Raw genomic sequence first — 12,337 nt, 5'->3', positions numbered from 1 at the left:
GCCCGGTTACATTCCGAACCCGGAAGCTAAGCCTTTCAGCGCCGATGGTACTGCAGGGGGGACCCTGTGGGAGAGTAGGACGCCGCCGAACAATCTTTCAAAGGACCCTTGGTCCAGCGTTCAACGCTGGACCAAGGGTCCTTTTTGTTTTTCACCTCTTTACGCCGAAGCGCGGCCATGGGTTGGTTGCGCGAGAATGACTAGCGGTACCCCGAAGACAGGAGTCACACCCATGTCCAACTCTCCCGACGATCGTCCGGAGCGCGAGCCTCGGCGCAACGACGGCGGTGACAGGGGCGGCTACCGCGGGGGCCGTGACGACCGTGGCGGCGACCGTCCCCCGTTCCGTCGCGACGACCGTGGCGGCAGGCCGGCCGGCGGTAGCAGTAGTGGTAGTGGCGGCGGTGGCTACCGTCGCGACGACCGTGGTGGGCGTCCCTCCGGCGCTGGTGGTGGCGGCGGTTTCCGCCGTGACGACCGTGGTGGCGACCGTCCGTCCTACCCGCGTCGTGACGACCGTGGTGGCGACCGTCCGTCCTACCCGCGTCGTGACGACCGTGGCGGTGACCGTCCGTCCTACCCGCGTCGTGACGACCGGGGCGGTGACCGTCCCAGCTTCCCGCGTCGTGATGACCGGGGTGAGCGTCCCTCGTATCCCCGTCGGGATGACGAGCGCGGTGGGTTCCGTGGCGGCCGTGACGACCGTGGCGGCGACCGTCCGTCCTACCCCCGTCGTGACGACCGCGGCGGCGACCGTCCCTCGTACCCCCGTCGCGACGACCGCGGCGAGCGTCCTTCGTACCCGCGTCGTGATGACCGGGGTGAGCGTCCCTCGTACCCGCGTCGCGATGACGAGCGCGGTGGGTTCCGTGGCGGCCGCGACGACCGCGGCGGCGACCGTCCGTCCTACCCGCGTCGTGACGACCGCGGTGGGGACCGTCCCGCCTTCCGCCGCGACGACCGTGGCGGTGACCGTCCGTCCTACCCGCGTCGTGACGACCGGGGCGGCGACCGTCCCAGCTTCCCGCGTCGCGACGACCGCGGCGAGCGTCCCTCGTACCCCCGTCGCGATGACGAGCGCGGTGGGTTCCGTGGCGGCCGCGACGACCGTGGCGGCGACCGTCCGTCCTACCCCCGTCGTGACGACCGCGGCGGCGACCGTCCCTCGTACCCCCGTCGCGACGACCGGGGTGGCGACCGCGGAGGCTTCCGTGGCGGCCGCGACGATCGCGGTGGCTACCGTGGTCGGGACGACCGTGGCGGCGACCGCGGTTACCGTTCGGACCGCGACCGTGACCCGGTCAAGCGGCTGCCGATCGACGAGGACGTCACCGGCCTGGAGATCGACGCCGACGTGCGTCAGGAGCTGCTGAGCCTGCCCAAGGGCCTGGCGGAAGAGGTCTCCAAGAACCTCGTCATGGTCGCCCGGCTGATCGACGAGGACCCCGAGCAGGCGTACGCGTACTCGCGCATCGCCCTGCGTCTGGCCTCCCGCGTGGCCGCCGTCCGTGAGGCCGCCGGCTTCGCCGCCTACGCCACGCAGAAGTACAGCGAGGCCCTCGCCGAGTTCCGTGCCGCCAAGCGCATGACCGGCTCGGTCGAACTGTGGCCCGTCATGGCCGATTGCGAGCGCGGCCTCGGCCGCCCCGAGCGTGCGCTGGCCATGGCCGGTGAGCCCGAGGTGCAGAAGCTCGACAAGGCCGGCCAGGTCGAGATGCGACTGGTCGCGGCCGGTGCCCGACGGGACCAGGGGCAGCTCGAAGCCGCCATCGTGACCCTGCAGAGCCCCGAGCTGGCGTCCAACGCCGTCCAGCCGTGGACCGCGCGCCTGCGGTACGCCTACGCCGACGCCCTGCTGGCGGCCGGTCGTGAGGACGAGGCCCGCGAGTGGTTCGGCAAGGCCCTCGAAGCGGACAAGGACGGGGCCACCGACGCCTCGGACCGTCTCGCCGAGCTCGACGGCGTCGAGTTCGTCGACGCCGCGATCGACGCGGCCGACGACGAGGACCAGGACGGAACCGAGAACCTCGTCGACGACGAGGACGACGAGGACGACGACGAGGACGCGGCGGAGATCGCCGCGGCCGAGCGCGCCACCGACGTCGCCGAGTACTACGACGAGGACGACGAGGAGTACGAGCCGCTGGAGCAGTCCGCGGCCGACTCCGATGCCCGGGGCGACAAGGCCTGAGCCACGTCGCAGTGACGTCGGACTGAAGAAGTCGGACTGAAGAAGAAGGGCGGTACCCCGGTCGGGGTACCGCCCTTCTTCGTGTCCGGGGTCGGGGCCAGTGGGCCCGGAGGGTTCAGCCCAGTCCGCGCAGGACCAGGCCGGTGGCCGGCTTCGGTCCGAAGGACGTGGACTTCCGCGGCATGGTGACCCCCTGGCGGGCGAGGTCGCGTACGACCTCCTCGCGCACGGGGTGCAGCAGGACGGCGGTCCCCCCGTGGCGTTCGGCCATCTCCACGGTGGACGCTGCGTCGTGGATGTACGTGATCTGGTCCGGGGCGTCCGGGACGCGCCAGAGCGCGTCGAGCAGCGTCGCGTGCAGCACGGTGGCATCCAGCCGGCGCCAGGCCTCGGGGCGGTCGTGGCGGACCGTGCGGTCGAGGAGGGCCAGGTCGGGATCGGTGACCAGGTGGAAGGTGCCGTCGCCGGCGAGGAGGAAGGCGTTGCCGCGTTCCGCCGCGTCCGAGAGGGCGTCCAGGGCCAGCGGAAGGGGCCCGTCGACGGGGCGGACCCGGAAGTGACCGGCGACGGCCGCCAGCGCGTCGGCGACCGGGAGGCGGCGCAGCATCCGGTGGATGGCGCGGACTTGGAGCGGGTAGCGGGCGGTGTCCACGAGGAGCACCAGGCCGAAGTCCCACGCGGTGGGTGAGCCGTGCTCCTCCTGCAGGCGCAGGTACGTCGCCCAGCGGTGGTGGCCGTCGGCGATGAGGGCCTGGCGGTGGCTGAGGTCCGCCGTGACGGTGGCGAGTTCGGCCGGGTCGGTGATGGCCCAGAGCCGGTGCTGGAAGCCGTCCTCGGTGGTGGTCGACAGCAGGGGGGCGCGCTGGGCGGTCCGCTCGACGACCGACGCCGCACCCGCGCCGGGGTCGTCGCCGCGGTAGGTGAGGAGGAGGGGTTCGAGGTTGGCGGAGGTGGCCCGCATCAGGCCCGCCCGGTCGGTCACCACGTCCGGCATGACGTCCTCGTGGGGGAGGACGATGCCCGCGTCGGCGGTGGACAGGGCCAGGGCGCCGATGACGCCGCGCTGGAGCAGGCCCGCCCTGCGCTGCTCGTACACGTACAGCGCGGGCTCCGGGTCGGCGGACAGGATGCCCTCGGCGAGCCAGTCCCGCAGGGTGCGTGCGGCCTGTTCGTTGCGCGCGGCCGGGGTGCCGGCCTGGGGGAGGATCAGGCGGACGATGTTGTGCGGGTCGGCGGATTCGAGGTGGTCGACTCCGTCGGGACGCACGACCACGTCGTACGGCGGCGAGGTGACGGCGGCCAGGCTGCCGACACGCTCGGGGACGTAGCGCAGGCCATGGAACGGGATCAGGCGCAGTCCGTGCTCCGCGGTGCCAGAAATGGTCATTGGTGCATGGTAAGTCGCGTCTCGCCATGCGGGATGATCGGGGCAGTAGGGAATCGGACAAGATCGATCACAGAGGGAGCGGCCAGAATGACCCGGCAGATCAGGACCAGTCCCGCGGCGTGTGACCAGAGTCTGCACCAGGCGTACGACACCGCTCTCCTGGACCTGGACGGGGTGGTGTACGCGGGCGGGCGGGCCATCGGCCACGCCGTGGAGTCCCTCGCGGCGGCCCGCGCCGACGGCATGCACCTCGCGTACGTCACGAACAACGCGCTGCGGACCCCCGAGGCCGTCGCCGAGCATCTGGGCGAACTGGGCATCCCGACGGAGGCGGCCGAGGTGATCACCTCGGCGCAGGCGGTGGCCCGGCTGATCGCGGAGCAGGTGGAGCCGGGGTCCAAGGTGCTGGTGATCGGCGGGGAGGGGCTGCGAGTCGCGCTGCGCGAACGCGGGCTCGTGCCGGTCGAGTCCGCCGACGAGGAGGGCCTCGCGGCCGTCGTGCAGGGCTACGGCGGACCGGACCTGGCATGGGGCCGGTTCGCGGAGGCCGCGTACGCGATCAACCGGGGCGTGCCGTGGTACGCGTCGAACACCGACCTGACGATCCCCGGGGCGCGGGGCATCGCGCCGGGCAACGGGGCCGCGGTGGAGGTCGTACGGATCGCCACGGGCGCGGACCCGCAGGTGGCGGGCAAGCCGCTGCCGCCGATGCACCGGGAGACGGTGCTGCGGACCGGGGCGAAGCGGCCGCTGGTCGTCGGGGACCGGCTGGACACCGACATCGAGGGCGCCTTCAACGGGGAGGTGGACTCGCTGCTGGTGCTGACCGGGGTGACCGACGCGGAGCAGCTGCTGCGTGCCGAGCCCCGGCACCGGCCGACCTACGTGGACCGGGACCTGCGCGGGCTGCTGTCCGGGCAGCCGGAGGTGGTGCCGGCCGCGGAGGGGTTCCGCTGCGGCGGGTGGACGGCGGTCGCGTTGAACAACGGTGTGCTCGAACTGAGCGAGGACGACGAGGGCGGCGAGGGCGGCGAAGGGGCCGCGGGGGGCGCCGGGGGAGGGTCGGACCGGGACCCGATGGACGGTCTGCGGGCGCTGTGCGCGGCGGCCTGGACGGCGGCCGCGGAGGGTGCGTGCACGCTGGATCCGGCGAAGGCGCTGGCCAGGCTGGGTCTTTAGGGCCGCCTGCGCCGGATGCCCCCGGGGGACCTCCGGGGTCCGTCGGAGGTGCAGGCTAGGCTAACCTAACCTGCGTGTTGGTTGAGAGTCCTCCTGAATCCGGACCGAGCGCGGCGCCACCGCCCGACGCCGTCGCCCGCCCACGCCATGCCGCGCGTGCCGCCGGCCTGGCCGGCGCCCTCGTGGTGCTCGCCCTGATCGCGGTGGTGAGCATCGCCGTGGGCGCCAAGCAGATGCCCCTGGACGAGGTCTGGCACGGCCTCTTCCACTACTCGGGGACCACCTCGGACGTGGTCGTGCGGGACCTCCGGGTCCCGCGCACCCTCCTCGGGCTGATGGTCGGGCTCGGACTAGGCCTGTCCGGGGCGGTGATGCAGGCGCTGGCCCGCAACCCGCTGGCCGAGCCCGGCATCCTCGGTGTCAACGCCGGCGCCGCGGCGGCCGTGGTATCCGCGATCAGCTTCTTCGGCGCGAGCTCGCTGAGCGAGTTCGTGTGGTGGGCCTTCCTCGGTGCCGCCGTCGTCTCGGTCGTCGTGTACGTGCTCGGCGGCAGCCGCAGCGCCACGCCGGTGCGCCTCGCGCTCGCCGGTACGGCGGCCAGCGCGGCCCTCGTCGGCTACATCAACGCAGTGCAGCTGATGGACAGCAAGGCGCTGGACAAGCTGCGCTTCTGGACGGTGGGCTCGCTGGCCTCGGCCAACATGGACACCGTCCGGCAGGTCGCCCCCTTCCTGCTGGTCGGCGCGGTGCTCGCGCTGACGCTCGGCCGGCCGCTCAACGCGATGGCCATGGGCGACGACACGGCCCGGGCGCTGGGCGCGAACCTGACGCGGACCCGGGTCGGCGCGATGCTCGCCATCACCCTGCTCTGCGGTGCGGCGACCGCCGCCTGCGGGCCCATCGTCTTCATCGGCCTGATGATCCCGCACCTCGTGCGCGTGTTCACGGGACCGGACATGCGTTGGGTGCTCGCGTACTCGGCCGTCCTGTCGCCCGTCCTGCTGCTCGGCGCGGACGTGGTCGGCAGGGTCGTCACCCGGCCGGCCGAGCTGCAGGTCGGCATCGTCACCGCGCTCATCGGCGGGCCCGTGTTCATCTACCTCGTCCGGCGCAAGAGGATGGCCCAGCTGTGACCGTGACCGCCAAAGCCCGTCCCGTGCGGCTGCCGGGCGGGGTGTCGCTGCGGATCGAGCGGCGCGCCCTGGCCGTCGGCGTCCTGCTCGTCCTCGCCGCCTTCGTCATGGCCGTCCTGCTCATCGGTACCGGCGACTTCGACATCGCGCCGTGGGACGTCGTACAGACCCTGCTCGGCAACGGCACCCCCGCCAACGACTTCATCGTCAACGACCTGCGGCTGCCCCGGGTGCTGGTCGCCCTGCTGGTCGGCGCCGCCCTCGGGATGGCCGGAGCCGTCTTCCAGTCGGTGACCCGCAACCCGCTCGGCTCGCCCGACCTGCTCGGCTTCTCGTACGGGTCCGCGGTCGGCGCCCTCGTCGTCATCATCCTGCTGAACGGCTCGGCGACCGAGGTCGCCGTCGGCGCGCTGCTCGGCGGCCTGCTGGCCGGCACCGCCGTCTACCTGCTGGCGTACAAGCGGGGCATCCACGGCTACCGGCTGGTCCTGGTGGGCATCGGCGCCTCCGCGATGCTGGTGGCCGTCATCCAGTACCTGATCACCAAGGCCCAGCTGGTGGAGGCCTCACGGGCGATGGTCTGGCTGACCGGTTCGCTGGCCGGCCGGGACTGGGCACAGGTGTGGCCGCTGATGGTGACCTGCGCGGTGCTCTTCCCGCTGGTGCTGGGGCAGAGCCGGGCCCTGCGGATGATCGAGATGGGCGACGACGCCGCGTACGCGGTGGGGGTACCGGTGGAGCGCACCCGGCTGCTGCTGATGCTGGCCGCCATCCTGCTCACCACGGCGGCGAGCGCCGCGGCCGGGCCGATCAGCTTCGTCGCGCTGGCCGCGCCGCAGCTGGCGCGGCGGCTGACCCGCTCGCCCGGCGCCAACCTGCTGTCCGGCGCCCTCATGGGCTCGGTGGTGCTGCTGCTCTCGGACTGGGCCTCGCAGCGGGCCTTCGGCGCGGACCAGTTGCCGGTGGGCGTGGTGACCGGGCTGGTCGGCGGTGTCTATCTGCTCTGGCTGCTCGTCACCGAGCGCAAGGCAGGACGTATATGAACCTCAGGAGTGCGCAAGTGCAGCGGTTGACCGCGGAGAACGTGACCCTCGGCTACGACCAGCGGGTCATCGCCGAGAACCTGTCGGTGGAGATCCCCGACAACTCCTTCACGGTGATCGTCGGCCCCAACGCCTGCGGCAAGTCCACGCTGCTGCGGGCCCTGTCGCGGATGCTGAAGCCGTCCGGGGGACGGGTGCTGCTGGACGGGCAGGCCATCGGGTCCATGCCCGCGAAGAAGGTCGCCAAGACCCTGGGCCTGCTCCCGCAGTCCTCGATCGCGCCCGACGGCATCACGGTGGCCGACCTCGTCTCGCGCGGCCGGTACCCGCACCAGGGGCTGCTGCGGCAGTGGTCGGCCGAGGACGAGCGGATCGTCAAGGAGTCGATGGCCTCGACCGGGGTCGCCGAACTCGCCGACCGGGCCGTGGACGAGCTGTCGGGCGGGCAGCGGCAGCGCGTGTGGATCGCGATGGCCCTGGCCCAGCAGACGCCGCTGCTGCTGCTCGACGAGCCGACGACGTACCTGGACATCCAGCACCAGATCGACGTGCTGGACCTGTGCGCCGAACTGCACGAGACCCGGGGCCGCACGCTCGTCGCCGTGCTGCACGACCTCAATCACGCCGCCCGCTACGCCACGCACCTGATCGCCATGCGGGGCGGGAAGGTCATCGCCGAGGGGGCGCCGCAGGAGGTGGTCACCGCGGAGCTCGTGGAGAAGGTGTTCGGGCTGCGCTGCCAGATCATCGACGACCCGGAGACGGGGACGCCGCTCGTGATCCCTGCGGCACGCAAGGCCCGTACGGCCGCCGTGCCCGCCGGCTAGCCCGGCGGGCACGGCACGGGCGGGCGTCAGAGCAGGCTCTTCAGCCTCAGCAGGTCGCGGATGCCGGCCTCCAGCCTGACCCGGCCGGAGGCCCAGGCCTTCGCGAACTTCAGCTCGCCCGCGACCAGCGCGAGCAGGTCGTCGCCGGTCATCGCGAGGCGGATCTCGGCCTTCTGGGCCGGCGGGCCCGGAGCGACCGCGTCCACCCGGATCCGGCCTCCTTCGAGGCGGCCCGTGAACGTCTGGTCCAGGTCCGTGATGTGGCAGCTGAGGGAGCGGTCGAACGCGGCCGCGCCGCGCACACCGTCCTCGGCCCGCGCGAGGTTGTCGGAGAGTCGGTCGAGTGCTGCACGGCACTCCTGGATCGTAGCCATCGTGATCACGACCGTACCGCAGAGCCGCGCGTCGCCGCGGGGGCGCTTCGGGGTAGCGTCGTGGCATGAGCGACGAAGCAGCCGAGACCCGTGCGGAGGCCCGGAACGAGCCCGCGTCCGAGGCCGGGGCCGAGGCCGGGGTCGACGCCGGGGTCCGGGATGACGCCGCCGACGGGCCCGCGGGGCCCGCGCCGCTGGGCGTCGTACGCACCCCCACGGGCCACGCCGGGGTGGACGCGCACCTGGAGCGGCTGGAGGACGCGGACCGCCTCGGGGCGGACGGACACGTCGAGGTGTACGAGGATGTCCACCGGGGGCTGCGTGAGGCGCTGACGGCGCTGGACGCACCGCCCGTCCCCGGACCGTACGAAAACAGGAGCTGAACCGAACGTGGCAGGAGTGGCACGCCGCCGCCTGGACGCCGAACTGGTACGCCGCAGCATGGCCCGCTCGCGCGAGCACGCCGCGCAGCTGATCGCCGCGGGCCGGGTGACCGTGGGCGGCGCGACCGCGACCAAGGCCGCCACCCAGGTCGAGACCAGCGCGGCCCTCGTGGTCCTCAAGGACGACGCCGACCCCGACTACGTCTCCCGCGGCGGACACAAGCTCGCGGGCGCCCTCGCGGCCTTCCAGCCGCAGGGGCTGCGGGTCGAGGGCCGCCGGGCGCTGGACGCGGGCGCGTCCACCGGCGGCTTCACCGACGTGCTGCTGCGCGCGGGCGCGGCCCACGTCATGGCGGTCGACGTCGGCTACGGGCAGCTCGCCTGGTCGCTGCAGAGCGATGACCGGGTCACCGTGAAGGACCGCACGAACGTGCGCGAGCTGACGGTCGAGCAGATCGACGGCGTCCCGGTGGACCTCGTCGTCGGCGACCTCTCCTTCATCTCCATCGGCCTGGTGCTGCCCGCCCTGGTGCGGTGCACGGCGCCGGACGCCGACCTGGTGCTGATGGTCAAGCCGCAGTTCGAGGTGGGCAAGGACCGGCTGGGCAGCGGCGGCGTCGTGCGCAGCCCGGAGCTGCGGGCGGAGGCCGTGCGCGAGGTCGCGGCCCACGCCGCGGCCCTGGGACTGGGGGTCCTCGGAGTGACCGCCAGTCCGCTGCCGGGGCCGTCCGGGAACGTCGAGTACTTTCTGTGGCTGAGGGCGGGGGCACCGGCGCTCGACCCGGCGGATGTTGACCGTGCAGTGGCGGAGGGGCCGCAGTGAAAGATTCTTCGGGGGAACGGACCGTATTCCTGCTCGCGCACACCGGGCGGCCGGCGGCCATCCGCAGCGCCGAGCTGGTCGTCAAGGGGCTGCTGCGCTGCGGGCTGGGCGTACGGGTCTTCGACCACGAGGCGGTGGACCTGCCGCTGCCGCCGGAGGTGGAGCTCGTCACCGAGTCCACGCCGGGGGTGCTCGACGGGTGCGAGCTGCTGGTGGTGCTGGGCGGTGACGGGACCCTGCTGCGGGGCGCCGAGTTCGCGCGCGCCTCGGGCGTGCCGATGCTCGGCGTCAACCTGGGCCGGGTCGGCTTCCTCGCCGAGGCCGAGCGGGACGACCTGGACAAGGTCGTGGACCGGGTCGTGACGCGCTCGTACGAGGTCGAGGAGCGGATGACCCTCGATGTGATCGTGCGCACGAACGGCGACGTCGTCCACCGGGACTGGGCGCTGAACGAGGCCGCGGTCCAGAAGGTGTCCCCGGAGCGGATGCTGGAGGTGGTCCTGGAGATCGACGGGCGCCCCGTGACCGGCTTCGGCTGTGACGGCATCGTCTGCGCGACTCCGACGGGCTCGACGGCCTACGCCTTCTCCGCGGGCGGGCCGGTGGTCTGGCCGGAGGTGGAGGCGCTGCTGATGGTGCCGATCAGCGCGCACGCGCTGTTCGCGAAGCCGCTGGTGACCTCGCCGAACTCGGTGCTGGCGGTGGAGGTGCAGAACGGCACCCCGCACGGCGTCCTGTGGTGCGACGGCCGGCGCATGCTGGAGCTGCCCGCCGGGGCCCGCGTGGAGGTCCGGCGGGGTGCGGTGCCCGTGCGGCTCGCCCGGCTGCACCACGCGTCCTTCACGGACCGGCTCGTCGCGAAGTTCGCCCTGCCGGTGTCGGGCTGGCGCGGCGCGCCCCACTGACGGACGTACCTCACCGGAGAACGCGGCAGGCGGCGGGCGTCCACGGGACCTCGCCGCCCGCAAGGCCGCCTGCGATCAACGGTGTTGTCGTTCCGGGCCCGCCGCCAGAGCATTAATAGCACACGCGTTCGAGGAACTCGGGACGGGTGACGTCACATGGCACCGCGGAAACCTCGGTATCGTCGTCCCGTGCTTGAGGAGATGCGGATACGGTCGCTCGGGGTCATCGACGACGCGGTGGTCGAGCTGTCGCCCGGTTTCACCGCGGTGACCGGCGAGACCGGCGCGGGCAAGACGATGGTCGTCACCAGCCTCGGGCTGCTGCTCGGCGGTCGCGCCGACCCGGCCCTGGTGCGGATCGGGGCCAAGGCGGCGGTGGTCGAGGGCCGCATCGTCATGCGCCCGGACGCCCCCGCCGCGGTACGCGCCGAGGAGGCCGGCGCCGAGCTCGACGACGGCGCCCTGCTGATCAGCCGGACCGTGTCCGCCGAGGGGCGTTCGCGCGCCCACGTCGGCGGCCGCTCCGTGCCCGTCGGCCTGCTCGGCGAACTGGCCGACGACCTGGTCGCCGTCCACGGACAGACCGACCAGCAGGGCCTGCTGCGGCCGGCCCGGCAGCGGCAGGCGCTCGACCGGTACGCCGGGGACGCCGTCGCCGTGCCGCTGGAGAAGTACGTCTCGGCCTACCGCAGGCTGCGCGCGGTCGCCGTGGAGCTCGACGAGATCACCACCCGGGCCCGGGAGCGGGCCCAGGAGGCGGATCTGCTCCGCTTCGGCCTGGACGAGATCGCGGCCGTGGAGCCGGTGGCCGGCGAGGACGCCGAGCTGGCGGCCGAGGCGGAGCGGCTCGGTCATGCCGAAGCGCTGGCGTCGGCGGCCCAGGCGGCGCACGCCGCGCTCGCGGGCAACCCCGAGGACCCCGAGGCGATCGACGCGAACATGCTCGTCGCCGGAGCCCACCGGGCACTGGAATCCGTACGCTCGCACGACCCGGCTCTCGGGGCGCTCGCCGAGCGGATCGGGGAGCTCGGCATCCTGCTGTCCGACGTCGCCGGGGAACTGGCGGGCTACGCCGACGACCTCGACGCCGATCCGCTGCGGCTGGCCGCGGTGGAGGAGCGCCGGGCCGCCCTCACGCAGCTGACCCGCAAGTACGGCTCCGGGGGCACCGTGGACGCCGTGCTGGAGTGGGCCGAACAGGGCGCGGCCCGGCTGCTGGAACTGGACGGCGACGACGAGCGGATCACCGAGCTGACCGCCGAGCGCGACGGACTGCGCTCCGAACTGTCGCTGCTGGCGCAGGCGCTGACCGACGCCCGGGTCGAGGCGGCGACGCGCTTCGCCTCCGCGGTGACGCAGGAGCTGGCGTCGCTGGCGATGCCGCACGCCCGGGTGACGATCGACATCCGCCAGGCGGAGGACCCCGAAGGAGTGGACGTGGACGGCCGCCCGGTCGCCTACGGACCCTCCGGCGCCGACGAGGTCGAACTGCTGCTGGCACCCCACCCGGGGGCCCAGCCGCGGCCGATCGCCAAGGGCGCCTCCGGCGGTGAGCTCTCCCGGGTGATGCTCGCGGTGGAGGTCGTCTTCGCCGGCACCGACCCGGTGCCCACCTACCTCTTCGACGAGGTCGACGCGGGAGTCGGCGGCAAGGCGGCGGTCGAGATCGGCCGGCGCCTGGCGAAGCTCGCCAAGTCGGCGCAGGTCGTCGTCGTCACCCACCTGCCGCAGGTCGCGGCCTTCGCCGACCGGCAGCTGCTGGTGGAGAAGACCAACGACGGCTCGGTCACCCGCAGCGGTGTCACCGTCCTGGAGGGCGAGGACCGCATCCGCGAACTCTCGCGCATGCTCGCGGGGCACGAGGACTCCGTCTCCGCGCGGGCGCACGCCGAGGAACTGCTGGCGGCGGCGCGCGCCGACGCGTGAACCCGCACACCACTCGGAGGGCCCGGAACGCATGACGTTCGGGGCCCTCCGCTTGTCCGCGAACGACTGTTTCGGACCCGAAACGCACCGATCGGTGCGTCACTCTCCGGATTCCACTTAAGCCGTGTGGGTGAGGCCGGGGGGTGTCCGGCCGTATCCCGCACAG

The 12,337-nt window shown here is 73.2% G+C and carries 11 protein-coding genes, 1 rRNA gene and 1 pseudogene; 11 read left to right on the top strand and 2 right to left on the bottom strand.

The window, feature by feature from the left end:
* The 3 genes and pseudogenes from rrf to ACZ3X1_RS22580 all read left to right on the top strand — a co-directional run.
* A 5S ribosomal RNA gene (gene rrf / locus ACZ3X1_RS22590) occupies positions 1-91 on the top strand; the annotation flags it as partial.
* Between the two features lie 105 nt (positions 92-196).
* Positions 197-1,126, top strand: a pseudogene (locus ACZ3X1_RS22585) (hypothetical protein); the annotation flags it as partial.
* A gap of 228 nt (positions 1,127-1,354) precedes the next feature.
* Positions 1,355-2,191 (top strand): tetratricopeptide repeat protein, encoded by an 837-nt coding sequence (locus tag ACZ3X1_RS22580; RefSeq protein WP_467280746.1) that lies wholly within the window; start codon positions 1,355-1,357, stop codon positions 2,189-2,191.
* A 115-nt stretch (positions 2,192-2,306) separates the two neighbouring features.
* Here ACZ3X1_RS22580 and ACZ3X1_RS22575 read toward each other — a convergent pair whose 3' ends face one another.
* Positions 2,307-3,578 (bottom strand): DUF1015 family protein, encoded by a 1,272-nt coding sequence (locus ACZ3X1_RS22575; RefSeq protein WP_467280734.1) that lies wholly within the window; start codon positions 3,576-3,578, stop codon positions 2,307-2,309.
* Positions 3,579-3,665: 87 nt separating this feature from the next.
* Between ACZ3X1_RS22575 and ACZ3X1_RS22570 the strand changes: the two genes are divergently transcribed.
* From ACZ3X1_RS22570 to ACZ3X1_RS22555, 4 genes are all read left to right on the top strand, one after another.
* Positions 3,666-4,757 (top strand): HAD-IIA family hydrolase, encoded by a 1,092-nt coding sequence (locus ACZ3X1_RS22570; RefSeq protein WP_467280733.1) that lies wholly within the window; start codon positions 3,666-3,668, stop codon positions 4,755-4,757.
* Between the two features lie 74 nt (positions 4,758-4,831).
* Positions 4,832-5,890: a FecCD family ABC transporter permease gene (locus ACZ3X1_RS22565; RefSeq protein WP_356815064.1), complete on the top strand. Its 1,059-nt coding sequence runs from the start codon at positions 4,832-4,834 to the stop codon at positions 5,888-5,890.
* On the top strand, positions 5,887-6,933 hold the full coding sequence (locus tag ACZ3X1_RS22560; RefSeq protein ID WP_467280731.1) for a FecCD family ABC transporter permease: 1,047 nt from the start codon (positions 5,887-5,889) through the stop codon (positions 6,931-6,933). The genes ACZ3X1_RS22565 and ACZ3X1_RS22560 overlap by 4 nt, the downstream gene beginning before the upstream one ends.
* Positions 6,930-7,760: an ABC transporter ATP-binding protein gene (locus ACZ3X1_RS22555; protein WP_467280730.1), complete on the top strand. Its 831-nt coding sequence runs from the start codon at positions 6,930-6,932 to the stop codon at positions 7,758-7,760. Before ACZ3X1_RS22560 ends, ACZ3X1_RS22555 begins: the two co-directional genes overlap by 4 nt.
* 26 nt (positions 7,761-7,786) lie before the next feature.
* Here ACZ3X1_RS22555 and ACZ3X1_RS22550 read toward each other — a convergent pair whose 3' ends face one another.
* The gene (locus tag ACZ3X1_RS22550) at positions 7,787-8,134 is read right to left on the bottom strand and encodes an alkyl sulfatase C-terminal domain-containing protein (RefSeq protein ID WP_356815067.1); all 348 of its coding nucleotides are present in this window, start codon (positions 8,132-8,134) and stop codon (positions 7,787-7,789) included.
* A 65-nt stretch (positions 8,135-8,199) separates the two neighbouring features.
* On the opposite strand from ACZ3X1_RS22550, the gene ACZ3X1_RS22545 reads away from it, so the two are divergent.
* The 4 genes from ACZ3X1_RS22545 to recN all read left to right on the top strand — a co-directional run bounded on the left by ACZ3X1_RS22545 (position 8,200) and on the right by recN (position 12,171).
* Positions 8,200-8,517: a hypothetical protein gene (locus ACZ3X1_RS22545; RefSeq protein WP_467280729.1), complete on the top strand. Its 318-nt coding sequence runs from the start codon at positions 8,200-8,202 to the stop codon at positions 8,515-8,517.
* Between the two features lie 7 nt (positions 8,518-8,524).
* Positions 8,525-9,340 carry a TlyA family RNA methyltransferase gene (locus ACZ3X1_RS22540; protein ID WP_467280728.1) on the top strand — a complete coding sequence of 272 codons (816 nt, stop codon included), beginning with the start codon at positions 8,525-8,527 and terminating at the stop codon, positions 9,338-9,340.
* Complete coding sequence (locus tag ACZ3X1_RS22535) at positions 9,337-10,245, top strand: NAD kinase (protein ID WP_356815070.1); 909 nt, start codon at positions 9,337-9,339, stop codon at positions 10,243-10,245. Before ACZ3X1_RS22540 ends, ACZ3X1_RS22535 begins: the two co-directional genes overlap by 4 nt.
* 201 nt (positions 10,246-10,446) lie before the next feature.
* Positions 10,447-12,171, top strand: a complete 1,725-nt coding sequence (recN, locus tag ACZ3X1_RS22530; RefSeq protein WP_356815077.1) for a DNA repair protein RecN — start codon at positions 10,447-10,449, stop codon at positions 12,169-12,171.
* Positions 12,172-12,337 lie beyond the last annotated feature (166 nt).

Source organism: Streptomyces sp. NPDC023541, from assembly GCF_055559995.1.
This window is presented reverse-complemented; position numbering and strand designations above follow the sequence as displayed.

Bases quoted from the DNA above. Each gene is read 5' to 3' on its own strand.
- ACZ3X1_RS22575 (WP_467280734.1), bottom strand. From the start codon at position 3,578: ATGACCATTTCTGGCACCGCGGAGCACGGACTGCGCCTGATCCCGTTC.
- recN (WP_356815077.1), top strand. From the start codon at position 10,447: ATGCGGATACGGTCGCTCGGGGTCATCGACGACGCGGTGGTCGAGCTG.
- ACZ3X1_RS22550 (WP_356815067.1), bottom strand. From the start codon at position 8,134: ATGGCTACGATCCAGGAGTGCCGTGCAGCACTCGACCGACTCTCCGAC.
- ACZ3X1_RS22545 (WP_467280729.1), top strand. From the start codon at position 8,200: ATGAGCGACGAAGCAGCCGAGACCCGTGCGGAGGCCCGGAACGAGCCC.
- ACZ3X1_RS22570 (WP_467280733.1), top strand. From the start codon at position 3,666: ATGACCCGGCAGATCAGGACCAGTCCCGCGGCGTGTGACCAGAGTCTG.
- ACZ3X1_RS22555 (WP_467280730.1), top strand. From the start codon at position 6,930: ATGAACCTCAGGAGTGCGCAAGTGCAGCGGTTGACCGCGGAGAACGTG.